The organism is Ammoniphilus sp. CFH 90114 (assembly GCF_004123195.1).
Taxonomy (GTDB): Bacteria; Bacillota; Bacilli; order Aneurinibacillales; family RAOX-1; genus YIM-78166.
Map to the genome: position 1 here is coordinate 1 of NZ_SDLI01000001.1, position 22631 is coordinate 22631.

General features: G+C 42.9%; 20 protein-coding genes and 1 riboswitch. Of the genes, 13 read left to right on the forward strand and 7 right to left on the reverse strand.

The window, feature by feature from the left end; genetic code table 11:
- Positions 1–379: 379 nt before the first annotated feature.
- From EIZ39_RS00005 to EIZ39_RS00015, 3 genes are read right to left on the reverse strand one after another with little or no spacing between them, the layout of a single operon-like run.
- Positions 380–1279, reverse strand: coding sequence for a hypothetical protein (locus tag EIZ39_RS00005; RefSeq protein WP_129196148.1), 900 nt, complete (start codon positions 1277–1279; stop codon positions 380–382).
- On the reverse strand, positions 1260–2837 hold the full coding sequence (locus tag EIZ39_RS00010; protein WP_129196150.1) for a hypothetical protein: 1578 nt from the start codon (positions 2835–2837) through the stop codon (positions 1260–1262). Before EIZ39_RS00010 ends, EIZ39_RS00005 begins: the two co-directional genes overlap by 20 nt.
- The gene (locus EIZ39_RS00015; RefSeq protein WP_129196152.1) at positions 2830–4074 is read right to left on the reverse strand and encodes an O-antigen ligase family protein; all 1245 of its coding nucleotides are present in this window, start codon (positions 4072–4074) and stop codon (positions 2830–2832) included. Before EIZ39_RS00015 ends, EIZ39_RS00010 begins: the two co-directional genes overlap by 8 nt.
- 188 nt (positions 4075–4262) lie before the next feature.
- On the opposite strand from EIZ39_RS00015, the gene EIZ39_RS00020 reads away from it, so the two are divergent.
- Positions 4263–5390, forward strand: a complete 1128-nt coding sequence (locus tag EIZ39_RS00020; RefSeq protein ID WP_129196154.1) for a glycosyltransferase — start codon at positions 4263–4265, stop codon at positions 5388–5390.
- On the forward strand, positions 5383–6921 hold the full coding sequence (gene murJ, locus EIZ39_RS00025) for a murein biosynthesis integral membrane protein MurJ (protein ID WP_164984817.1): 1539 nt from the start codon (positions 5383–5385) through the stop codon (positions 6919–6921). The genes EIZ39_RS00020 and murJ overlap by 8 nt, the downstream gene beginning before the upstream one ends.
- On the opposite strand, the gene EIZ39_RS00030 is transcribed toward murJ, so the two are convergent.
- Together EIZ39_RS00030 and csaB are read right to left on the reverse strand one after the other, a co-directional pair.
- The gene (locus EIZ39_RS00030) at positions 6899–7153 is read right to left on the reverse strand and encodes a hypothetical protein (RefSeq protein ID WP_129196159.1); all 255 of its coding nucleotides are present in this window, start codon (positions 7151–7153) and stop codon (positions 6899–6901) included. The two genes, murJ and EIZ39_RS00030, sit on opposite strands and share 23 nt — an antisense overlap.
- Positions 7154–7316: 163 nt before the next feature.
- Positions 7317–8402, reverse strand: a complete 1086-nt coding sequence (csaB, locus tag EIZ39_RS00035) for a polysaccharide pyruvyl transferase CsaB (RefSeq protein WP_129196160.1) — start codon at positions 8400–8402, stop codon at positions 7317–7319.
- A 181-nt stretch (positions 8403–8583) separates the two neighbouring features.
- Here csaB and EIZ39_RS00040 point away from each other — a divergent pair, with 181 nt between their 5' ends.
- The 10 genes from EIZ39_RS00040 to EIZ39_RS00085 all read left to right on the forward strand — a co-directional run bounded on the left by EIZ39_RS00040 (position 8584) and on the right by EIZ39_RS00085 (position 20469).
- The gene (locus EIZ39_RS00040; RefSeq protein ID WP_164984818.1) at positions 8584–9585 is read left to right on the forward strand and encodes an LCP family protein; all 1002 of its coding nucleotides are present in this window, start codon (positions 8584–8586) and stop codon (positions 9583–9585) included.
- Positions 9586–9715: 130 nt separating this feature from the next.
- A complete protein-coding gene (locus EIZ39_RS00045) occupies positions 9716–11161 on the forward strand; it encodes a spore germination protein (protein ID WP_129197861.1) in 1446 nt (481 codons plus the stop codon).
- Positions 11162–11266: 105 nt separating this feature from the next.
- Entirely contained in the window at positions 11267–12946 is a 1680-nt protein-coding gene (locus EIZ39_RS00050) for an AMP-binding protein (protein ID WP_129196164.1), read from the forward strand.
- Between the two features lie 173 nt (positions 12947–13119).
- Entirely contained in the window at positions 13120–13707 is a 588-nt protein-coding gene (locus EIZ39_RS00055) for a fatty acid metabolism transcriptional regulator FadR (RefSeq protein ID WP_129196166.1), read from the forward strand.
- A 66-nt stretch (positions 13708–13773) separates the two neighbouring features.
- Positions 13774–14559: an enoyl-CoA hydratase gene (locus EIZ39_RS00060; RefSeq protein WP_129196168.1), complete on the forward strand. Its 786-nt coding sequence runs from the start codon at positions 13774–13776 to the stop codon at positions 14557–14559.
- A gap of 33 nt (positions 14560–14592) precedes the next feature.
- A complete protein-coding gene (locus EIZ39_RS00065) occupies positions 14593–15360 on the forward strand; it encodes an electron transfer flavoprotein subunit beta/FixA family protein (RefSeq protein WP_129196170.1) in 768 nt (255 codons plus the stop codon).
- A 15-nt stretch (positions 15361–15375) separates the two neighbouring features.
- Positions 15376–16350, forward strand: a complete 975-nt coding sequence (locus EIZ39_RS00070; protein WP_129196172.1) for an electron transfer flavoprotein subunit alpha/FixB family protein — start codon at positions 15376–15378, stop codon at positions 16348–16350.
- Between the two features lie 152 nt (positions 16351–16502).
- Positions 16503–16820: a thioredoxin gene (gene trxA / locus EIZ39_RS00075; protein WP_129196174.1), complete on the forward strand. Its 318-nt coding sequence runs from the start codon at positions 16503–16505 to the stop codon at positions 16818–16820.
- A gap of 179 nt (positions 16821–16999) precedes the next feature.
- On the forward strand, positions 17000–18790 hold the full coding sequence (gene uvrC, locus EIZ39_RS00080; RefSeq protein WP_129196176.1) for an excinuclease ABC subunit UvrC: 1791 nt from the start codon (positions 17000–17002) through the stop codon (positions 18788–18790).
- A gap of 87 nt (positions 18791–18877) precedes the next feature.
- Positions 18878–19069, forward strand: a riboswitch (Lysine riboswitch).
- A gap of 161 nt (positions 19070–19230) precedes the next feature.
- Positions 19231–20469 (forward strand): aspartate kinase, encoded by a 1239-nt coding sequence (locus EIZ39_RS00085; protein ID WP_129196178.1) that lies wholly within the window; start codon positions 19231–19233, stop codon positions 20467–20469.
- 50 nt (positions 20470–20519) lie between these two features.
- Here the strand turns inward: EIZ39_RS00085 and EIZ39_RS00090 are convergent, their stop codons facing one another.
- Together EIZ39_RS00090 and EIZ39_RS00095 are read right to left on the reverse strand one after the other, a co-directional pair.
- On the reverse strand, positions 20520–21095 hold the full coding sequence (locus EIZ39_RS00090) for a biotin transporter BioY (RefSeq protein WP_129196180.1): 576 nt from the start codon (positions 21093–21095) through the stop codon (positions 20520–20522).
- A gap of 86 nt (positions 21096–21181) precedes the next feature.
- Positions 21182–21658, reverse strand: a complete 477-nt coding sequence (locus tag EIZ39_RS00095; RefSeq protein WP_164984819.1) for a DUF2507 domain-containing protein — start codon at positions 21656–21658, stop codon at positions 21182–21184.
- Between the two features lie 313 nt (positions 21659–21971).
- Between EIZ39_RS00095 and EIZ39_RS00100 the strand changes: the two genes are divergently transcribed.
- Positions 21972–22619, forward strand: a complete 648-nt coding sequence (locus tag EIZ39_RS00100; RefSeq protein WP_129196185.1) for a succinate dehydrogenase cytochrome b558 subunit — start codon at positions 21972–21974, stop codon at positions 22617–22619.
- Positions 22620–22631: the final 12 nt, after the last annotated feature.

Below are 22631 nucleotides of genomic sequence, written 5' to 3' on the forward strand. Positions count from 1 at the left end.
AAGTGTCCAAACTTAGGGGGCTAAGCCGATACGGTCCGTTATTTTTGGGGAATTCCTCGTTTCTTAGGGGTAATCGGACATTGATTCCGCTATTCGGTCGTTTAAAGAGCCTTTTCTCTCATTTTTGGTTAAATAAGGGATGATATGTCCGAAAGCACCTATAATAAGAGGCTTTTCAAGAAAATAAAGGCTCCATTGTCCGATCAATCTGAAAAACCTAAACACAAACAAAAAAGGGCATTTTCATCAACATGGCAGTTGAGAGAAGCCCTTCTTTGGTGATTTTGACTGCAGATTGAATATCCTCGGGAAGCTGTTAAAATGAAATCAGTTACCTTTGGGGTCTGATTCTTTGTTTTGGTCACTTCTTTTCTCAATCTTATTCAGTCACCGGCACTTCTTCTTGAATCCCCTCAAGATCCCCAGCTTTAATCTTTTCTTCGTAATGCTTTACCCATTTTTCGATTTCTTCAGGAGGTTGGACACGATCAACAATGCCTGGATCACCAAACTTAAAGAAACGGAAGAAGGTTTCTTGGTCTACGTAACCACCGCCAGGAAGCGGCATCACAATCCAGGTGCTATTCTGATAAATGTACCTGTCTTTTTTACCAATCCAAAGCGTTGTTTTTACAACGGTATTTTCCAACACATGCTGTAGAGATTCATTATTTTCTAGTCTAGATTTCAAATCCTCAAACAGGGGGGAGGTGGATTTTTCGATCCACTCCTTCCCATTAATTCTCACTTGGATAACGTCACAAGGAACACTCAAGATCTCTTGATCAGGAAGTTGCTGCGCACTTTCCATGAGAGGAAGCCAGTCTAGGAAGCCTTGGAATGGATCGTACGGCAGAACTTGATCTTCAGAAGCTTGAAACCATACATCCCCCTTTTTCAGGTAGTAATGGTCTTCCCAACGATAGTAGTTAAAAGGAATGCCAGCCATCCTTCCATTAACGAGATAGGCTTCCATGGGACGAATCATGACTCCTTCATACATACTGGTGGTCTTCCGATCTCCAATGCTGTTAGAAACATGGCCTGTGTACCAGAACTGGGCGCTGGAATCAATATCGTCATCAGGGTGACCTTCAATTGTAGTTTCCACTGCTTCCTGAAGCAGCTGACGTGCATCGATGAGTTTCAACTCCGTCTGTTGTTGCTGTTCTGTCGGTGTATATACCGTCTTGCTGGAAGGAATTACTGTACATCCGCTCAGCAAAAGACTTAAACTTAAGCCGATGAGTGACAATCCTCTAAGTTGTAGGCTTCCCATGACGAATCCTCCTTCCCGCTAGATAGAGTATGAGAGCCACTGTCATTCCAATTAAGAGGGAATTAACAGGAATTGAATGTCTGCCCCAGACAAAAATCTTATGCGTTCCCTGAATCGAAGTGATCAGCTCCTGATGTCCATCTCCGTTGATATCGGCATAGATGGCATTGTTCATGGTGAGGAACACTTTCCAAATCTGTGCTAATCCTTCTTCCGTAAATCGGAAACCTGTAAGGTAACGCGTATCTTTAGCACGAACCGCGCTTTTGCTTAATCCCACCAACTCATGTTGGTTACCTGTTTTCAGGTAGTCCTCGAATCGGAAGCTTCGTTCTTCCGTATTCCAAAGGATCTTCCAAGTTCCATCCGCTTCAGGAGAAAGCAGAGTAGAATATGGATGTTTAAGCATGATTTCTTCTTTTCCATCGTTATTTAAGTCAACCATCTTATACTGACTTTGGGCTAAACCTTTATGCATATCTCTTGTCAGCTCATGGGTTACGGTCATCTTGCCATCTACCATCTGTAAGAGGTGGACATCCGACCCGAGTACCAATAAGCCTTCGTGCCCGTCGCCAAGCTTAATAGCATCAATGATTCTAGTAGCAGGAGATGGAGTCTGGAAGAAAGAGTCTGCATAGGTTCCACTTAGATAACCATTCTTTAGTGTTACGCCTTGATATTTGGTTCCTACTTGATCTTTCTTGTCATAAGCGCCGTCATTTTTAGCTAACTCTTGCTCAATATTTTCAATGTTTAGCAGCATGGCTCGATAAGGAGCGGTCCCAAATTGCATCATACCCTCTGTTAAAGGCTGGCGTTGGATAAGCGGTTCAAGCTCCAGTCGTTCGTTAAGGGTGTAATAGGGAAAACCGATATATTCCTTAGGTAAGAGAGCAACAATGCGCTCACGGTCTAATTGTTCCTGTGGAATACGATTCATCTGACCATTATCCCATTTATAGACATAGAGAGATAAAGGCTCTTCGTCTAGGATATAGGTGGGCACGATGGGTTTAGAAGGGTCGAGCGTTGCTTTGACCTCTTCAGCATTTCCTAAAGTAATAATTTCTTCTTTACCATCACCGTCAATATCGCGAGCAATAATCGAGAAGTAGGATGTCCTTTCACCAATATAGAGCTGCTCGGAATTCCATACCTTATAGAAATACGGAAGCATCTGAACTGTCTTATGAGGTAGGGCTACATTGAGCACAAGAGCGACGGCAAGAGCAATCGTAAAGGCGGATAACCGAATCTGAGCATACCACCGACTAATCGGAAAAAGAAACAAAAAGATAAACCCAACCGATAGGATGAAAGGAATAAAGTCTAGTTCCCGAAAAGCATTTTCCATGGATTGATCCAAGAGCAGGAAAAGGAAGGTATAGACGATCGCTTTCTTCCGGGCCTCTTGCGGAATGAGCCAAAACATAAGCAACGCCAGAGGCACAACCAAGAGTCCATAGTAAGAGAACTCTGCTAAGGCTGGAATGACGAGTAAACGATGAAAAAAGTAAAGATATAAACAATAGAGAAGCAGCAACACACTAGTCATGGTTTTCTGCACCTCCTACCTGCTTGTCCCGAAGATAGGGAAAGGAAAGCATCATACCTGCAAGCAACCAGAAAAAGGTGTTCATAAAGGGAACCTCAAATATATTTTCTACGGCATTATGCAAGACGACGGCGACAATTCCGGTAAAAAGTCCTGCATAGAGGAAGAAGGCTGAACGATCCTTTTGCCTTCGCCAGATCTGGTAACCATTCTTCATTAATGAGCCCATCAGCCAAAAGTAAATACCTAGACCAATGATCCCCATCTCCGCTAAGGTTTTAAAATAATAACTATCCACGTAGATGGTACCGAAGTGGCGATCACCAACAGCCCCACCGTAATGACCTAAACCAAGACCATATGATGGATTTGCCCTCATCATGTCATACGCTCCTAACCAACGCCCGATTCGACCGTCCGCTGAGCTCTTCTCGATATATTCATCACTGAATAGGTTCGTAATACGCGAAGTGACAGGAGGGACAAAGATCGTAGTCAGAACAGCGACAATGACCAAGATAATCAAGAGCTTGCGGTTAAAGAAGGCACAGATTAACCCGATGGCCCCGGCAAATGCGAGCCATGCCCCACGCGAATAGGTAAAGAAGAGAACACTTAGCATCATAAGACCAACAAGCATCCAAAACCAACGACTCTTTCCTTCTCTTGTAAGAGCATAACCAAAAGCAATCGGACTCATGAGAGCCATATAGCTGCCTAATATATTTGGACTTTGTACGATCGAGAAGGCACGGGTGCGAATATTCTCACTTGCATCAACCCAAGAACGCGGAGTTTCAACCTGTAAAATGACTTGCATAAGTCCATATAGCGCAACCAGCCCGGCTACAATGAGTAGTTTCTGCAGAACCTGCTTGACTTCCTCACGGTCATCTAATATGTAAAACCCAATAATAAAAGCTATCATATATTGATAGACAGCTCGAAACCCTTCAATGTTAATAAAGAAGTTTTTCATATCCATTACCCAAAATGCAACTCCCAGCACAACAAAGGCGAGTAATGGCGTTTTTATGGCAGGCAGCTTTCGATTGGTTTCAATGATCCTCCAACCACAAATAAAGAGAAGGAGCAACAATACCCCTTCATCCCATAGAGAGGAAACAACAGGGATGGGGACGATCACTCGCAAAAAATAATCCAAAATAGGAAAGAATAAAAGCAGTGTGAGCCAGGAAAAACGATTGAAAATAAGGGATTGGCCCTTCGCGATCATGGGGTAAGAACCTCCTTGCGTAATGTTTCCTCAAGATAGATAAAGGAAACCTTTGTTAGTTACCTATACTATTACCGCACATGCAATTATAAAAATCAAGTCTAATGATTGCGCAGTAAGGGTGATGTGAGATAAAATTAATTTACTTATTTTTTATTTGGTGTGCCGTCAGGAAGTGAGAAGAAACGATGGAACAGAATAGAACGGTTGTCCATGTGATTGGTGGGGGAGAGTTTGGTGGAGCCGAACAGCATATTCTTCAACTCCTTACCCTGCTGCCACATTATGGATTGAAAGGAAAAGTAGTCTGTTTTTATGAAGCGGGCTTTTCTCATGAACTAAGAAATCGTGGAATAGAAGTCGAAGTGTTGAAGTTTGACCGTTTTGACTTTCGTCTCCTGTCAGGACTGCGAGAGGTTTTTGAGAGGGAACAGCCTCTAATCATACATACACATGGAGTGAAAGCGAATTTTTTTGGCCGTTTGGCCGCTAGGAAGTTTCCTCATATTCCTCTGGTGACTACGATACATAGTTTACTGCGCTTTGATTATACCAATCAATTGGCTTATTTTTTTGCCTATCGAATGGAGAAGTGGACTAGATCGTTTACCGATAGGTTCATTGCTGTTTCTCGTTCAATCGCGGATTACCTGCAAGAAGAAGGAATAGAGTCTAAGAAGATCTCAGTCATCCATCACGGAATTGATGTCGATCAATTTTCTCAGGGGAAGGCTGTGCTGCGAGATGAGCTAGGATTAAGTCCGGACGACTATCTGATTGGAGTCGTTTCTCGCCTTGTTAAGATTAAGGGAATGGACTATGCCATCTCAGCGATGCCCAAAATATTGCAAGCCAATCCCCGTGCACATCTCGTGATCGTCGGTTCTGGTCCTGAAGAAGCGGAATTGAAAGCGGCTGTAGAGCAACATCATGTGACCGGACATGTGCACTTCGTTGGGTTCCGCAAGGATATAGCCAATTGTCTGCATAGCTTTGATTGCTTTGTTAGTGCATCCCTATCCGAAGGCTTAGGATTGAACATCTTAGAAGCAATGGCTGCCTCTCTGCCTGTAGTTGTTACAGGGGTAGGAGGGGTAATCGATTTTACCCAAGATCGCAAGAATGGTTTACTGATTGAACCACAGTCATCCGAGGATATAGCAATAAAGGTAATTGAATTAATGAACAACCCCGGTTTTGCCAAGAGCTTAGCGGAGGAAGCGTTTCGCCAAGTAGAGCAGTCGTTTTCTCTTCATGCGATGCTGACGAATACGGTCCGGTTGTATGAACAGATACTGGAGGAAACCGATGGCTAATTTCTTCAAGGCAACCATGATTCTTTTGGCCGTTACCATTTTGGGACGGCTTATTGGTTTTTTAAGGAATGTTTTTATTACAAATGAGTTCGGGTTGGGGATGGAGACAGATGCCTATTTCATGGCATTTACGATTCCACTGACCTTGTTTCTCGTGATCCCCGGGGCTATCAATGCAGTGCTGATTCCTATATTTAAGGGAATGATGGGGGACGAGTACCGACAGAGGCGCAATGAATTATTTCAGAAAGTGTTAACGGCTGTCTTTATCCTATTCTCGGTTCTTACACTCGGAGGCATGATATGGGCAGCGGAAATCGTCTCGGTACTAGCCAAGGAGTTTGATCCGGAGAAACAGCAATTAACAGCCGAATTGCTTCAAGTCATGATGCCTTCTATTTTATTCATCGGACTTGTTTCAGTGTTTTCAAGTGTACTTAATGCTCACAACGAGTTTTTTGCACCGTCATTGGGCACAGTAATTTCTGGTGTGTTGGTTATTTTTTCACTTTATACGCTTGCTCCGTTAATAGGCATGGCGGGAGTAGCTTGGGGAACTACGATAGGTTTTATTCTTTTTGCCATTTATTTAATCTTACCGCTTAAAAAGAAGGGATACTCACTCGGGTGGAATATACAGTTTGGTCATGATGAACAGATGAGGATCATGAGGGACCGTTTTCTTCCTATCATGGCGGGTATGGTGATCTCTCAACTTTACGTTTTTATTGAGCGGTTTCTCGTATCTGGACTTGGGGATAAAAAATTATCCTCTCTTGTCCTTGCCAATAGTATTGTCCAATTGCCAATAGCCGTTTTCTCTGGGGCATTAGTTGTTCCTTTGTTTCCGCTCCTAGCTGAATATGTAAAGAAGAAGCAGATATTCGAGATGAAGCAAATCATGGGGAAAGGAATCCTGTATCAGTATCACGTGCTTTTACCCACAACCCTAGGGTTAGTGCTTCTCTCTCAAGAGATCGTCCGTTTTTTTTACGCTCATAAAGAAACCTTTTCGGATCAAGATGTGGCCTTGACCGCTTGGGCTATGATTTTTTATGGAATTGGAATCCTTGGATGGATGGGAAGGGATATGCTGACTCGTGTCTTTTACTCCTTAGAAAATACGAAAATCCCGGTGATCGCAGGCGGAATAAGCGTGATCCTTTATATTGGGATCGCTGTGATGCTCATACCGATTCTTGATCATGGCGGGATTGCTTTAGCATTCTCTATAGCATCGTTCATTAATCTATTCATACAAGCGGTACTATTAAGGAAAAAGATTGGTCAACTGTTTACTGCAGCTTTTTATCAATCACTGGGGAAGGGAGCTCTCGCAGCGGCTGTGATGTCCATGATTATTGTCTGGTTGAGAGAACCTACAAAGGATCTTGGAATATTTCATGTCCCTGTGATTGTCTTAGTGGCTATGCTCGTTTACGGCGGAATCTTATACCTCATGAAGGATGAGGCAGTCAGGGAACTCGCAGAAAAGCTGTTTTCAAGGTTTAGGAACCGACTAATTCGCTAATTTGATAGCTAACTAAACGATCAAGCGCCCATTTTTTTAGCTCGTCGTGGCTTTTTCCTGAGAATGAGGCGAAGACATGCTTATCACTATCAAGATGATCTACAGAAAAAAAGGTGAGAACCCATTTCCCTTCCTCTTGTTCAATGGAGAAACGAACAAACTGGCCTTCTTTCCTTTTCCAATCAAATAAAAGATGGAGTAATTCCTCATTAGCATGATGGATCGCTTTCATCGTTTGAAACCTCCTGAACTAAACGTTGATTTTCGTTTACTAGGAGGTTTCTTTCTTCTTAGCCTGATTCCCTTCCCTCTCTACAAAACAAGTGCTAACCCGACAAAACTAGAACAGATGCGACAGGCAAACGGACAAAAAAAGAGCCCATGATGCTTGGGCTCTAATCTCTGTTCAAGAGTTGAATAGCAAGGTGACTGCTCTGTTCAGCTTGATGCCGCAACTCCTCAATCTGTGGGGTTAACCGTTCCCTAACAGAGGAAAGCTCGTCCAAATTTCGGGTAACCACCTCGTATAGTACGGGATAGCTAAGGGATTGTATCGATCCTGCTGAATCCATATTAACTCGCTCAATAAATCGATCAATCTTCGGATCATACGACACACCGACAAAAGGCACCCCTAATACAGCAGCTATGATAATGGAATGAAGTCGCATTCCAATCACGAAGTCCATATTTCCAATAAAGCTGATAATTTCTTGAAAGTTCATCTGTTCATCGAGAAGTACGGCTCCGGATTCCTCCATATATTCAATAATATCTCGAGAGGGGGCTACGTCTGCTGGATATTGCATCGGCAGAAAGTAGACATTCCAGTTCTTACGAATCATCTCATCGGCCATTTGGGCCATGACCCGTTTATAATTTTCTTCATTTTTCCATTTTCTTATCGATATCGCTATAGACTTTTTCTCATTCATGACTAGCTTAGGTTTAGCAAGACCTAAGTTTACATCAGAACGTTGTATCGTGACAGCCGGATCAGCTGTAATGTGGATGGGTCTTGTAACACCTAAACTCCTCATATCATCTGCTGAGCCTTGATCTCTAACCGTAATCACGTCAACCTTATTTACGATGGACTTAATCAAAACTTTACTCAGTGGGTGAGTGATGGGTCCGAAGCCTTGGGCAAAGAAGATCACTGGTTTCTTCAACATCTTGGCCATCATGACAATGCTCAGGTAATACATGACGCTTCTTGGACTAGTTGCATCCTGTAATAAACTGCCTCCACCCATGATGAGTAAATCAGAGTGCTTCAATTGACGAAGAATAGTAGGAAAACTCCAGCGATTATAGGCAGGGATACCAAACAAAGCCGTGGTTTCCTTCGGCTTGTTGGAGAGGACAGCAATATCTATAGTGGGGCCATGTTTTCTGAGGGAGTTGATAATGCCGAACAGAACGGTATCATCGCCTGCATTATCGAAACCATAATATCCAGAGATTAACACCTTCTTCATGAAGCGACCTTCTTTCTTGCGTTACTGACAATGCCGAGCAGATTTGGTGCATAGTACACTTTAGTATAGCAGTTTGATGTTTGAAAGGGAAGTTTTCACATCGTGAATTCCTCTAGATTAGAGTAGATCTTAGAAGTTTGTCAAATACTTTAGATATATGCAAAACGAAGGGGCTATAAACATGAAGAGAGTAATCTTATTAGCCATTTTGTTTTTCTTTGTCGGAACGATAGGAGTAGCTGGATATGGCTACTTGAAATATAAAGATATGACAGAGCAATGGTATGTTCCCTTAGAGAACGAACAGCCCGAGGAAGCGGTTAAGGAAAAGGGAGAAGAGAAACCTGAACGGAAAGAACAGAAGAAGGAACCTGAAAAGGTGGAGTTATCCCCTTTTAATGTGATGCTTCTTGGGGTAGATACGCGGGGAGAGAAGAAGTCAAGATCGGATACGATTATGCTTGCCGCAGTGAATCCTATGCTGCAGAAAGTCAGCCTTTTATCCATTCCTCGAGATACCGTTGCGAGAATCCCTGGTTACGGCAAAGATAAATTTAATCACGCTATGTTTTATGGTGGACCATCTCTTGTGAAGAAAACGATGGAAGAATTTTTTGATATTGAAGTAGAACATTACATTACTTTAGATTTTGAAGGTTTCACTAAATTAGTGGATGAACTGGGCGGTATCGAAGTAGATGTAAAGCGAAGAATGAAATATTATGATCCGACAGACGGTACGAATATCGATATACGAGCAGGTCTTCAGGAGCTTAATGGTAAAGAGGCATTGGATTATGCAAGGTTTCGAAAGAGTGATATAGGTTCAGATGCCAGTGATTTTGACCGAATGGACCGCCAGCAGGAAGTGGTGCGAAAACTTGTTGACAAGGCAACATCCTTTTCTTCCGTGTTGAGGATCTTTCACATTATGGAAATCATCGGAGACAACGTGAAGATGGATTTTAGGGAAGAGGAAGTGAGAAAGCTAGCCATGCTTTTTAGAAACTTTTCATCTTCCAGTATCGCTACCATTGAGTTGCAAGGAACGAATGAGAGAATGCCTATGCATGGATATAACATGTGGGTGTACACGGTAAACAATGAAGAGAAGAAAAGGATTCAAGGTATCATTCAGGATACACTCGAAGTTAATTCCCCAATTGAAAACGCAGCACCTTAAAGGAGATCCTCATCTGAAGAGGTATCTCCTTTTCTTTTAATGGAAATAAATGTGTTGTAAGCAAGAGGAAAGTAAAGATCTAATTGGGGGTGAAAATGTGGATAATCCAGCAAGTAAAAAAGTCCAAAACATGACGGAACTTACGACCAAGTTGGATGAGAATGTGGCCTTTCTGAGGGAAGCTCTAGGGGTGGGTAAGAGCTTTGACGTGATTCATCGAGAGCTTGAGTTCGGAGGAAGGAAGTTTGGACTCTTTTTCGTAGATGGCTTTGCTAAGGATGATGTCATGAACGTCATTACGATTCATCTAGCTAAGCTAGACCGTGAACAGTTAGCACCAGATGCTGTGTCGAAATTAATTAAGACACATATTGGGTATTTGGAAGTGGAAAAAGTCAAGGAGATGGATAAGATCATTTCTAGCGTTTTAGCCGGACCTTTAGCTCTCGTTATTGACGGCTCAGATGAAGCGCTCATGATTGATGCCAGGACTTATCCAGCTAGAAGCCCAGATGAACCTGATATTGAGCGTGTTGTGAGAGGGGCTCGTGATGGATTCACAGAAACTCTTATATTCAATACAGCATTGACGAGAAGAAGACTGCGTGATCCATCCTTGCGGATGGAATACATGCAGGTAGGGAAGCGTTCAAAAACGGATGTCGTCGTCAGCTATTTAGAAGATATAGCGGACCCAGAGTTGGTTCAAGATATTAAGGACCGCATTGAGAAAATTGAAATTGATGGGGTACCCATGGCGGAGAAGTCCATCGAAGAATTCATTTTTGATAAGAATTGGAATCCGTTCCCTATGGTCCGTTATACCGAAAGACCAGATGTTGCCGCTGTCCATTTACTTGAAGGACATGTATTGGTTTACACCGATACTTCGCCAAGTGTTATGATTACACCCACTACCTTTTTTCATCATGTGCAGCATGCTGAGGAGTACAGACAAAAACCTGTAGTCGGTGCATATCTAAGGTGGGTTCGTTTTATTGCTATGCTCGCGTCGGTATTTATCCTTCCCCTGTGGATGCTTGTCGTGTTTGAGCCTCAGCTGTTGCCTAAAGAACTTGAATATATTGGTGTGAATAAACCTGGAAATATTCCGTTGTTAGTGCAGATCCTGTTTGCTGAGATTGGAATCGATGCCTTGAGGATGGCTGCCATACATACTCCGTCATCTCTAGCGACTGCGCTCGGTTTAATAGCTGCCTTAATGATTGGTCAGGTTGCCGTAGAAGTTGGCTTATTATCAAATGAGGTTATTCTTTACATATCAATTGCAGCAATAGGAACGTTTGCTACTCCTAGTTATGAATTTAGTCTGGCAACACGTATTGTACGTTTAACCTTATTGTTTGCTGTTGCCTTTTTCCATCTCCCAGGATTTATTATGGCAACGGCAGTCTGGTTTGTATTGCTCATGTTCACCAAGTCATTGGGTACACCTTATCTATGGCCGCTTCTCCCTTTGAATGCGCGGGCACTTCTTGATATTATTGTACGTTCGCCGGTTCCAGCGAAAACGAAGAGACCTAAGATTCTAAATCCTCAAGATCCGACGAGATGATTATATCGGGTTATTAAAGCACTACAGCTTGTGGGAATGTGTACAAACCGCATTTTCATAAGTATTAGTAGTGCTTTTTTTATGTTTACAAATGGAGGGGGTTGCATGGACAGTAAGCCTTGGGTAGCCCATTATCCCCAACAGGTGAAGGAACATTTAGATTACCCTAATGCAGCGTTGACTGAACTATTAAGAGAGGCGGTAGAACAATACCCTAATCAAAAGGCCATTCACTTTCTTGGCAAGACGATAACGTACGCACAATTAAATGATAAGGTTCAACGGTTTGCCTCTGTCTTAAAATCTTTTGGGGTCAAGAAGGGGGACAGAGTTGCTCTGATGCTCCCTAATTGTCCCCAGTCCGTCATCTGTTATTACGGCGTTCTACAAATTGGGGGGATCGTAGTACAGACCAATCCTCTCTACATGGAGAGAGAATTGCTTCATCAGCTTAATGACTCCGGAGCAAAAGTTATGGTTTGCCTGGATTTAGTCTATCCGAAAGTGAAAAAGGTGTGGGAGCAAACGAAACTAAAGGAGGTATTCGTAACAGGTTTACAGGATTTCTTACCTATTCCAAAGAACTGGCTGTTCCCACTTATTCAGAAAAGGAAAGGGATGTTTGTCTCCATTGATTATGAACAGGAACGTTGCCGGCATTTGCAGCAGCTTCTAAAAAATGCACAACCTCTAATTGAACAAGAGGAGATTGACCCACAAGAAGATTTAGCCCTGTTGCAGTATACGGGAGGAACGACCGGTGTGGCTAAGGGGGTCATGCTTACCCATCGCAATTTAGTCGCTAATGTCATCCAAGCTAAAGCATGGTTCTATAAAGCTCGTTATGGGGCAGAGAAGGTGCTTGCTGTTGTTCCCTTCTTCCACGTATATGGCATGACAGTAGGGATGAATTTCTCTATTTCAATTGCAGGATGCCTAGTGATGGTTCCACGCTTTGATATCCCATTATTATTAAAAGCTATCCACAAACAAAAGCCTACCATTTTCCCCGGAGCTCCCACCATGTATATCGGATTATTAAACCATCCAGGTTTAAAAAAATATAATATTTCATCCATTGATGCTTGTTTAAGTGGTTCTGCTGCATTACCTATTGAGGTTCAAGAGAATTTTGAAAGTTTAACCGAAGGGAGATTAGTTGAGGGATACGGGTTGACAGAATGTTCTCCTGTTACGCATGCCAATCCTGTGTGGGACCGTCGAAAAACAGGAAGTATCGGCCTTCCATGGTCAGATACGGAGGTGAGGATTATTCATCTTGAAACAGGAGAGGCTCTTGCTCCAGGAGAATATGGTGAATTGGCAGTGAGAGGACCACAGGTCATGAAAGGATATTGGAATCGACCGGAAGAAACCAAAGCCGTCTTTCAAGGAGATTGGCTTCTAACAGGGGACATAGCCTATATGGATCAAGAAGGATATTTTTACATCGTAGATCGCAAGAAGGATATGATTAATGCAAGTGGATTTAATGTCTACCCTCGAGAAGTGGAAGAGGTCCTGTTTGAGCACAAAGCGGTCTTAGAGGCTGCCGTAGTCGGTGTGCCTGATCCTTACCGAGGAGAAACGGTCAAAGCGTTTATTGTGCTTAAGGAGGGAGCGGAAGTTTCATCTGAAGAGTTAGATGAGTTCTGCAGAAAGCGATTATCCGCCTATAAGGTTCCCAAGTATTATGAATACCGTACGGAGTTACCCAAGACCATGGTGGGTAAGGTGCTGCGCAGAATGTTGATTCATGACGACGACGATAACAGTGAGTCTTAGGAGGATAGGGAATCTTGTGACCGAGGTTCCCCTTTCGTCCTCTGGTTGTAAACAATGATTTTTGAAGAGTCAGGATATTCAGTAAGGAATCGATTGACAAAAAAAGGGGGCCTATTTAAACTAAGTATTGAATGAATAGTCATTCATTTAATTATTCATGAAGAGGTAATGAGATGGCCAAGAAGACGGGGGAAAAATATCAGGCAATTATTGAAGCGGCGGTGAAGGTCATCGCGGAAAATGGCTATCACAATGCCCAAGTGACCAAGATTGCAAGAGTTGCTAACGTCGCTGACGGAACGATTTATCTTTATTTTGACAGTAAGGAAGATATATTAATCTCCCTGTTTCACGAGAAGATGGGAGAGTTCATCAGAGAGTCTAGAGAGCGAATTGAAAAAGCAGAAACAGCAACGGATAAGCTAAAGCAGCTTGTTGTAAGTCACTTTAGCCATCTATCAACTCATGTGGACTTCGCTTATGTTACCCAAGTTGAGCTGCGTCAATCGAATCCTAGGATTCGCCAGGGTATCCGACAATCGATTAAGAGCTATCTGCAGTTGATTGATCAAGTCGTGGAGCTTGGTATGGAAGAGTCTGTGTTTCGGGCGGATATCCCTTTATTCACCATTCGGAAGATGATCTTCGGCACACTAGACGAAGCTGTAACTTCATGGATTATGAACGATCGCAAACATGATTTGATGACCATGGCAGATCCCATTCATGAACTATTTATTCACGGATTAAAGTGCAAATAGTTTGAATTTACTAGTATAATAAAGTAGATTAACGATTAATTACATACTTACATTTGGAGGGGTAGCATGGAGTTTACGAATGTAGGCCTGAAGGTAGAGAACCGAGTTGGTTATGTCGTCATTACTCATCCTCCTGCTAACGCTCTGAATGGGGACACATTTGATGGCTTGAACGCTTGTTTAGACTATATCCTTGAACAGGATGAAATTAAAGTTGTAGTTATTACAGGAGCTGGGAAATTTTTTGTTGCTGGAGCTGATATTAAGGAATTTCATCAAGCTTTCGGAGATGGGGAAAAGGGTAGACAACTCGCCGAGGTTGGGCAAAGGGTATTTGATCGTATGGAGCAATTTCGCAAGCCGATCATTGCCGCGATTAACGGGGCCTGCTTGGGTGGTGGGTTTGAATTGGCCTTAGGGTGCCATATGAGGATTGCAGCCGAGGAAGCGATGATGGGGCTTCCCGAACTGAAGCTGGGTTTAATCCCAGGTTTCGCGGGTACACAGCGTCTGGCTAGAATCCTTCCGAAGAGCAAAACGATAGAGTTGCTCCTTACAAGTGAATTTATGACAGGAAGAGAAGCAGAGAGACTGGGCCTTGTTAATTACGCTGTCCCTCTTGAGGAAGTCCTACCAAAAGCGAAACAACTTGCAGAAGCGATTGCAACAGAAAAAGGAATGTGTGCAATTGCCGCTGCGCTTCAGGCTGTTAACCAAGGACTTAATCGAAGTTTTGAAGAAGGTCAAGCTTTAGAAGCGGAGCTGTTTGGCAAGATGTTCCTAACGGAAGATGCTAAAGAAGGCATTACAGCCTTCGTTGAAAAGAGAAAACCGCAATTCACGGACAGATAACAGGATGAAAGAAAATTTAAGGAGGAGAAGCGGATGAACATATTAGTAGTATTAAAGCAGACCTTTGACACAGAAGAGAAAGTTCAAATTCAAAACGGAGCTATCGCCGAAGACGGTGTCGAATATATAATCAATCCCTATGATGAATATGCGGTTGAAGAAGCCATAAAGCTGCGAGATGAGTTCGGCGGTGAGGTGACGGTTATAACCGTTGGACCAACGCGTGCAGAAAGTGCTCTTCGTACCGCACTTGCCATGGGCGCAGACAAGGCGGTAATCGTAGATGATGAGTCTTTATTTGGAGATGAATATACGATTTCTCATGTCTTGGCAGCCGTTGTGAAGGATCGTGCCTATGACGTTATTCTAGGGGGAAACATGTCGGTTGACAACGGGGCAGGTCAAATTGGCCCACGATTAGCTGAAGTCCTCGGAATCCCACATGTAGCGACTATCACGAAACTTAGCATTGATGGATCTAAGGCCACAATCGTAAGAGATATCGAAGGGGATGCGGAGACGATTGAAGTTGAGCTTCCTGTTCTAGTTACTGCTCAACAGGGGTTGAATGAACCACGTTATCCTTCTCTACCGGGGATTATGAAAGCGAAGAAGAAACCGATGGAACGATTGGGTGCAGAAGACTTAGGCTTAAATCCAGAAGATCTTAAAGCCAAGACCATGATTATAGAGCAATACTTGCCACCTAAGAAGCAAGCAGGACGTGTACTTTCTGGCGATCTAGGTGATCAAGTAAAAGAGCTAGTTCAGCTTCTTCGCAATGCTGATAAGGTCATATAAGGGGGAGGACAAAAGATGAGCAGAAAAGTTCTTGTACTAGGTGAAACTCGAGACGGGGTTCTAAGAAACGTGTCTTTTGAAGCCCTATCTGCCGCACAGTTGGTAGCTGAGGGAGGGAGTATTGTAGCCGTTGTTCTTGGAAGCGGGGATGATCGTTATGTTAAGGAGCTAGCGCAATATGGAGCTAGCCAAGTCATTCTTGTGGATCATGATCAATTAACTCAATATACGTCAGATGCTTATACTCAAGCGCTTAAACAAGTGTGGAACGAAGTGTTGCCAGATGTTGTTTTCATGGGCCACACGTCTATAGGGAAGGATCTTGCGCCCCGTATAGCAGCGCGATTAGGTCTGGGCTTGGTTTCGGATATCACGGACCTTGAGCTGGATGGGGGAGATATTGTCTTCACTCGTCCGATTTATGCAGGTAAGGCTTTTCAAAAAAAGAAGTTTGTTGAAGGGACGATTGTAGCAACCATTCGTCCTAATAACATTTCTTTGGCACAACCTGAGCCAGATCGAACGGCAGAAGCTATTTCGCTAACAGTGGATATTAAAGATTTACGAACCTTGGTAAAAGAAGTTGCCCGCAAGACTGTAGATGGTGTTGATTTATCGGAGGCGAAGGTTGTCGTTGCTGGAGGAAGAGGCGTAAAAAGCACAGAAGGTTTTAATCCCTTAAAAGAACTAGCGACGGTGTTAGGGGGAGCTGTGGGAGCCTCCCGTGGAGCGTGTGACGCGGAGTATTGTGACTACTCTTTACAGATTGGGCAGACAGGGAAAGTGGTTACACCAGACCTCTACATTGCTTGCGGAATCTCTGGAGCAATACAACATTTAGCTGGAATGTCTAATTCGAGAGTAATTGTAGCCATTAACAAGGATCCTGAGGCACCGATTTTCAGTGTAGCTGATTACGGTATCGTTGGAGATTTATTTGAGGTTGTTCCAATGCTCACTGAGGAGTTTAAGAAACTATTGAATGCTTAAGGGTCTAAGGAGCGTGAATCACGGATAAGTGGTCATAAGATGTGCATATTAAGATTGTGCTAAAGACCCATTTCATGAGTGGAACTTTAAATGAAATATGATATACTTACTTCTGGAAAGTTGAACCAGACGGTGAAGGAGGAACAGATAACATGGCAATCCAAAATGTTACAGACAATAATTTTGCTCAAGAAGTAGAAAATGCAGGTACGGTATTAGTTGATTTCTGGGCTCCATGGTGCGGACCTTGCAAGATGATTGCGCCAGTACTAGAAGAACTTGATGCAGAAATTGGCGACAAGATTAAAATTACGAAGTTGAACGTGGATGAAAATCCAGAAACAGCTGGACGTTTTGGTGTAATGAGCATACCAACTTTGCTTGTTATGAAAGACGGTAATGTCGTGGATAAGGTTGTTGGCTTCCAGCCAAAGGATGCATTACTAGGTACTTTGAATAAACATCTATAATTTTTGCTTTTAAAAGAGGTTGTTCCTAAGAGTTGGTCTTGTAAGACTTGGGCTCTAGGGTCAACCTCTTTTTGGTTTTTTATTAGAATCACTCTTTAACTGGTTGGCGGAACCTTCCGTGTCGCTCTGAGATCTTCCTATGATAAAATGAAGGCAATAGAAGACGAGGGTGAGGAAAGATGAATCTAAAGATTAAAGAGAAGCTAGCTGTCCTTCCTGATAAACCAGGATGCTACTTAATGAAAAATGAGGAAGATCAAATCATATATGTTGGAAAAGCAAAGATCCTTAAAAACCGGGTTAGATCGTACTTCACAGGCAGTCACGACGGGAAGACGCAGCACTTGGTCCAAGAGATCACTGACTTTGAATATATTGTAACAAGAAGCAATGTCGAAGCTATGTTGCTTGAATGTAATCTCATTAAGCAGCACCAACCTCGCTACAACGTCAACTTGAAGGATGACAAGACCTACCCTTACATCCGGATTACAAATGAGCCGCACCCAAGACTTGAAGTTACACGTAAAGTAGTGAAGGATGGATCTAAGTACTATGGGCCGTATGCCAACGCAGGAGCGGCTTCTCAGACGAAAAATCTGCTAGACAAGCTCTATCCTTTAAGAAAGTGCCGCAATATTCCTAAGAAGGTTTGTTTGTACTATCATTTAGGACAGTGTGTTGCTCCGTGTGAGCAGGAGGTAGACCCATCGGTCTATAAGCCATTAGTAGACGAGATACATCGATTCCTCAATGGGGGGCATGGTGAAATTCGAGATCAGCTTGTTCAGAGGATGATGGGGGCCTCAGAACAGCTAGAATTCGAAAAGGCTAAGGAGTACCGGGACCAGATCCAGGCGATTGATGCCTTGATGGTGAAGCAACAAGTGACGTTTACAGATCAGGTAGACCGTGATATCTTCGGGTTTGCAACGGACAAAGGATGGATGTGTGTTCAAGTTCTTCATGTTCGTCAAGGGAAGCTTATTGAACGCAATGTTTCGATGTTTCCGTATTACGGAGAGGCAACAGAAGACTTTATGTCTTATGTCACGCAGTTTTACTATGAAGGACAAACTAAACCTAAAGAAGTCTTCCTTCCGGAAAGCACGGATGTAGAATCTTTGCAGCAATGGCTTGATATCAAGGTCTTGGTCCCTAAAAAAGGAGAAAAGAAAAAACTAGTGGATCTCGCTACGGAGAATGCACGGGTGGCGCTTCAAGAGAAGTTCCAATTGATTGCTAAAGACGAATCAAGAACCCTGCAAGCCATTATTAATCTTGGTGAACAAATGGGTATTGGAACTCCCCACCGGATTGAAGCTTTTGATAACTCGAATATTCAAGGAACGGATCCTGTTTCCGCGATGATTGTGTTCACGGATGGAAAACCGAACAAAAAAGAATATAGAAAATATAAGATTAAGACCGTTAAAGGGCCAGATGATTATGAATCTATGCGCGAAGTTGTCAGAAGGCGTTACACTCGTTTGTTACAAGAGAAGCTTTCTTTGCCAGATCTCGTATTAGTAGATGGAGGGAAAGGACAGATTTCGGCGGCTGTAGATGTGCTAGAAAATGAACTTGGGTTGTTTATTCCTGTATGTGGACTTGTGAAGGATGACAAGCATAAGACAGCGAATCTTTTGTTGGGAGACCCTCCTGTTCTTATTGAGCTTAAGCGGGATAGTCATGAATTCTATTTGCTTCAACGCATACAAGATGAGGTTCATCGGTTTGCGATTACCTTCCATCGCCAAGCCCGCGGGAAATCTATGTTATATTCTCAGCTTGATGATATACCAGGGATAGGCCCCAAGCGTAAACAACTATTACTGAAACATTTTGGTTCCATTAAGAAGATGCGTGAAGCTACTGTAGATGAATTCAGAAATCTCGGTATTGGAGACAAGTTGGCTAAGGAAATTCTACAAGCTCTAAGACGCGAGGAGGAATCATCTTCAGAGTGAAAAAAGATTGTTCTAAATTTGGTGTTGTGATACAATGTTAGGGCGAAAAACTTGATAACTTCATAATGTTGACACCTCACTTCTAGATAGTGAGGTAGAGGCGCGAAGATCATGAATACTCTATTGGAGAACCGGTTAGTTCTAGGATAATAGAGGAAAGGGAGCTTCGCCGAAGTGCATGCCTTTGTAACCGGAGGGCTGTGCTGGGTCTGCAGTGAATAATTGCAGAACTGTCATCGCAGGATATTCCCGTTCTTGCGATGGAGTACTATCTCCACTTAGGGAAAAGAAGGATGGGTCTTCATGTTGCTTATGGTAGCTTTGCGTTTTTATGCTGCCTAAGATCTATGTTAATTAAGACAACATAAGGCTTGCCTTTACGTTGTCTTTTTTATTTGTCTTTAATTAGGAAAATTCAGAAAATAGGGAGAGAAGAGCTGATGGGTTTAATTGTCCAGAAATTCGGAGGAACTTCAGTAGGAACGATTGAAAGAATTCAGAAGGTCGCAGATCGAATTATCCAAACGAAAAATAAAGGAAATGATGTCGTTGTTGTCGTTTCAGCCATGGGGAAGTCCACAGATGTACTAGTGGAAATGGCGAAGCAAATCTCCCCCAATCCATCGGACCGGGAAATGGATATGCTGCTTACGACTGGGGAGCAGGTTAGCATTGCACTACTCACCATGGCCTTACAGGAGAAAGGCTGCCCCGCCGTCTCCATGACGGGTTGGCAAGCGGGCATCGAAACAGAAGGTATTCATTCCAGAGCGCGCATTAAACAGATTGATAATGGAAGAGTTCAACGCGCTGTAGATCTTGGGAATGTAGTTATCGTAGCTGGATTTCAGGGAGTTTCATCTGAAGGGCAAATCACCACGCTTGGTCGTGGAGGATCGGATACGACAGCTGTGGCCTTAGCCGCCAGTTTGCAAGCTGATCTCTGCGAAATTTATACAGACGTTGTCGGTGTCTTTACCGCAGATCCAAGAATTGCGCCTTTGGCTCAAAAATTAGACCGTATCTCGTTTGATGAAATGTTAGAACTTGCAACCCTTGGAGCAGGTGTGCTCCATCCACGCGCCGTAGAATGTGCGAAGAAGCATAACGTAAAGCTTACCGTTCGATCTAGTTTTTCAGAGGAAGAAGGAACCATTATTGAGGAGGAGATAGATATGGAAAAGGGATTAATGGTTAGTGGAGTTGCACATGATGACCAGGTTGCAAAGGTGACAGTTACCAATATGTCCAACCAAATTGGAACCCTATCGAGCTTATTTACAACATTAGCTGAGGCTCATGTGAATGTGGACGTCATTATTCAGAGCTCCTATGAAGCAGCACTGACGAATATTTCTTTCTCGGTTTCTAGTAATGACTTGGATAGAACGCTCGAGATCCTTAAGCTAAATCAAGAAAAGTTGGGCTATGAAGATGTCATTTCTGAAAAAGGCCTGGCTAAAGTATCGATTGTTGGTGCAGGAATGGTTACGAATCCTGGCGTAGCGGCTAATATGTTTAAAGTTCTAGCTGAAGCAAACATCAATATTAAGATGGTTAGTACATCAGAGATCAAGGTGTCCTGCATTATTCCAGCAGAACATACTCAAAACGCTGTAGAAAGTCTACATACGGCTTTTGGATTAGATGCATTGGAAGTCGCAGTTGTTCAGGGGTAATGATAAAAAAGCGATGGTCATTAGCTCTTTGCTAAGACCATCGCTGATTGTTACATCTGATATTTTTTCGTGAGTGATCCATGCGTTGCAAGCAATCCTGCACTGACCAAGCGCTTTCGGATCATGACACCGAGAATTGTGGCTGTGACGAGCTTAATGGCGTCAGGTATAAGGAACGGAAGCATTCCAAATTGTAGAGCCTGTATCCAGTCAACAGCAAGGACAATCTTGAGCTGAGTGACTCCAGCCGCGTAAATAATTAGCAGCCCAATCACATTAGCGAAGATGGCCTTGGCTAAAGTAACGGGTCCTCTTTCCATGATAAAGCCAATAACAAATGCGGCGAGAATAAAGCCAAAAAGGTAACCACCCGTCTTGTCAAATAAATATTGAAATCCGCCTTTAAACCCGGCGAATACAGGGGCGCCAAATGCGCCAATTAGTACGTAGACGATCATAGAGATAGAACCATACCGGCTGCCTAAGATCATGGCTGCTAGAGTGACAGCTAGGGTCTGCAATGTAAACGGCACAGGTGGAATGTTCAATGTGATCTGGGCGCAAATCGCTGTGATCGCAGCAAACAGGGCTGCTAGGATCATCATTTTTAAATTTTCATTTCTCAAAATTAGCTCACCTCACCAATTGTTAACTGTTTAATTAGTATAAGTTTACATATTGATGAAGAGCGCTGTCAATCAAAAAAGCGCTACTAGGTTATAGCGCTTTTCTCATCAATTGAAATTTCTATAGTGGCTGATGACGAACCTTTGTGTTCTTGTATCGTCAGGGTGGCAGCACAATAGTGTCCTGTGAGCTTTTCCATAGCACCGGCCATTAATCCCGCTTCGAGGTGGAGAGAGCTTTCTAGGCGCTTCTTAGGAAGTAAGTTTAAACGATTGTGAGTAAGGCGATAGCTTACACTGGACGGAGATTGATGCTCAAGATGGACTTGTCCGAAATCTAGCTGCAAAAAAATATCTTCTAATTCTTCAGCTACACTTATTTCTAATGCGTTCCCAATTTCTTTGCCGACCCAATATAAGATATTTGTCTCAGAGTCACCTAACACAATTTCTAGTATTTTTTCACGAAAGAAGAAATATCCTAGCATGGAGTTGGAAATACTTTCCGGAGGGAGCAAAATTCGTTCTCTAAATAAAGATGAAACAGCGAAGCTCTGCCGCATAGTCATTCCTCCTTGATACAAGTATTGTTACACTCTATGACAAACAAGGGATTAATATGAAAAAACAATTTTGACAACTGGACTTCCTTTCTTGACGCTGGTACCTTCAAGGAGTAAAATAAATTTGTCACAATTTGTCCAATCCTTTTGGCTTCCTATGGAAGCTTTTCCTATGCATCCAGGAAAGGAAGATATGTTATTCTTAGGAGGGAGTGCTGCTAGAGAGAGACTTTATGGGTAGGGTTGATGGAGAAGAGACCAAAGAAAGAGAAGAACAAAAAACTGTTTTCGACTACTGAAAGGGGGCCGCACCATGGCAGCCAATGGTCATTTTTTTAACAGGAAGCTTCACTCCTTGTTGGGAGTCATTCCTGTCGGCGCATTTTTAATTGTCCATTTGTATAGTAACTTTTTAGCTACTCAAGGTAAGGAAAGATATACCGAACAAGTATTAGCATTGGAAAAAATTCCTTTTCTTATATTAGTAGAAATCTTATTTATTTTTCTGCCACTACTTTACCATGCAGTTTACGGACTTTATATTGCCTTCCAAGCGAAACATAATGTAGGGAATTATGGTTATCTTCGTAATGTTTTGTTCTTCCTACAACGTTTAACAGGTATCGTTACCTTGATATTTGTCGTTTGGCACGTATGGCAAACACGTGTACAGAAAGCTCTTGGTAATGTGGAAGGCGCAGAATTCTTTGACTTGATGGTTGATATTTTTAATAACCCATTTATGGTTGCTTTCTACGCTATAGGGATTCTTTCCGCAACGTTCCATTTCGCTAACGGTATGTGGTCTTTCCTAGTTTCATGGGGAATCACGGTTGGTCCTCGCGCACAACAAATTTCGACGTATGTATGGATCGGCTTCTTCATCGTCCTTTCTTATATCGGAATTATGTCAATGTTCGCCTTCATCAACCCAGTAGACGTCGCAGCGATCAAAGGATAGGGGGAGAAACAG

Bases quoted from the DNA above. Each gene is read 5' to 3' on its own strand.
- EIZ39_RS00005 (WP_129196148.1), bottom strand. From the start codon at position 1,279: ATGGGAAGCCTACAACTTAGAGGATTGTCACTCATCGGCTTAAGTTTA.
- EIZ39_RS00010 (WP_129196150.1), bottom strand. From the start codon at position 2,837: ATGACTAGTGTGTTGCTGCTTCTCTATTGTTTATATCTTTACTTTTTT.
- EIZ39_RS00015 (WP_129196152.1), bottom strand. From the start codon at position 4,074: ATGATCGCGAAGGGCCAATCCCTTATTTTCAATCGTTTTTCCTGGCTC.
- EIZ39_RS00020 (WP_129196154.1), top strand. From the start codon at position 4,263: ATGGAACAGAATAGAACGGTTGTCCATGTGATTGGTGGGGGAGAGTTT.
- murJ (WP_164984817.1), top strand. From the start codon at position 5,383: ATGGCTAATTTCTTCAAGGCAACCATGATTCTTTTGGCCGTTACCATT.
- EIZ39_RS00030 (WP_129196159.1), bottom strand. From the start codon at position 7,153: ATGAAAGCGATCCATCATGCTAATGAGGAATTACTCCATCTTTTATTT.
- csaB (WP_129196160.1), bottom strand. From the start codon at position 8,402: ATGAAGAAGGTGTTAATCTCTGGATATTATGGTTTCGATAATGCAGGC.
- EIZ39_RS00040 (WP_164984818.1), top strand. From the start codon at position 8,584: ATGAAGAGAGTAATCTTATTAGCCATTTTGTTTTTCTTTGTCGGAACG.
- EIZ39_RS00045 (WP_129197861.1), top strand. From the start codon at position 9,716: ATGACGGAACTTACGACCAAGTTGGATGAGAATGTGGCCTTTCTGAGG.
- EIZ39_RS00050 (WP_129196164.1), top strand. From the start codon at position 11,267: ATGGACAGTAAGCCTTGGGTAGCCCATTATCCCCAACAGGTGAAGGAA.
- EIZ39_RS00055 (WP_129196166.1), top strand. From the start codon at position 13,120: ATGGCCAAGAAGACGGGGGAAAAATATCAGGCAATTATTGAAGCGGCG.
- EIZ39_RS00060 (WP_129196168.1), top strand. From the start codon at position 13,774: ATGGAGTTTACGAATGTAGGCCTGAAGGTAGAGAACCGAGTTGGTTAT.
- EIZ39_RS00065 (WP_129196170.1), top strand. From the start codon at position 14,593: ATGAACATATTAGTAGTATTAAAGCAGACCTTTGACACAGAAGAGAAA.
- EIZ39_RS00070 (WP_129196172.1), top strand. From the start codon at position 15,376: ATGAGCAGAAAAGTTCTTGTACTAGGTGAAACTCGAGACGGGGTTCTA.
- trxA (WP_129196174.1), top strand. From the start codon at position 16,503: ATGGCAATCCAAAATGTTACAGACAATAATTTTGCTCAAGAAGTAGAA.
- uvrC (WP_129196176.1), top strand. From the start codon at position 17,000: ATGAATCTAAAGATTAAAGAGAAGCTAGCTGTCCTTCCTGATAAACCA.
- EIZ39_RS00085 (WP_129196178.1), top strand. From the start codon at position 19,231: ATGGGTTTAATTGTCCAGAAATTCGGAGGAACTTCAGTAGGAACGATT.
- EIZ39_RS00095 (WP_164984819.1), bottom strand. From the start codon at position 21,658: ATGCGGCAGAGCTTCGCTGTTTCATCTTTATTTAGAGAACGAATTTTG.
- EIZ39_RS00100 (WP_129196185.1), top strand. From the start codon at position 21,972: ATGGCAGCCAATGGTCATTTTTTTAACAGGAAGCTTCACTCCTTGTTG.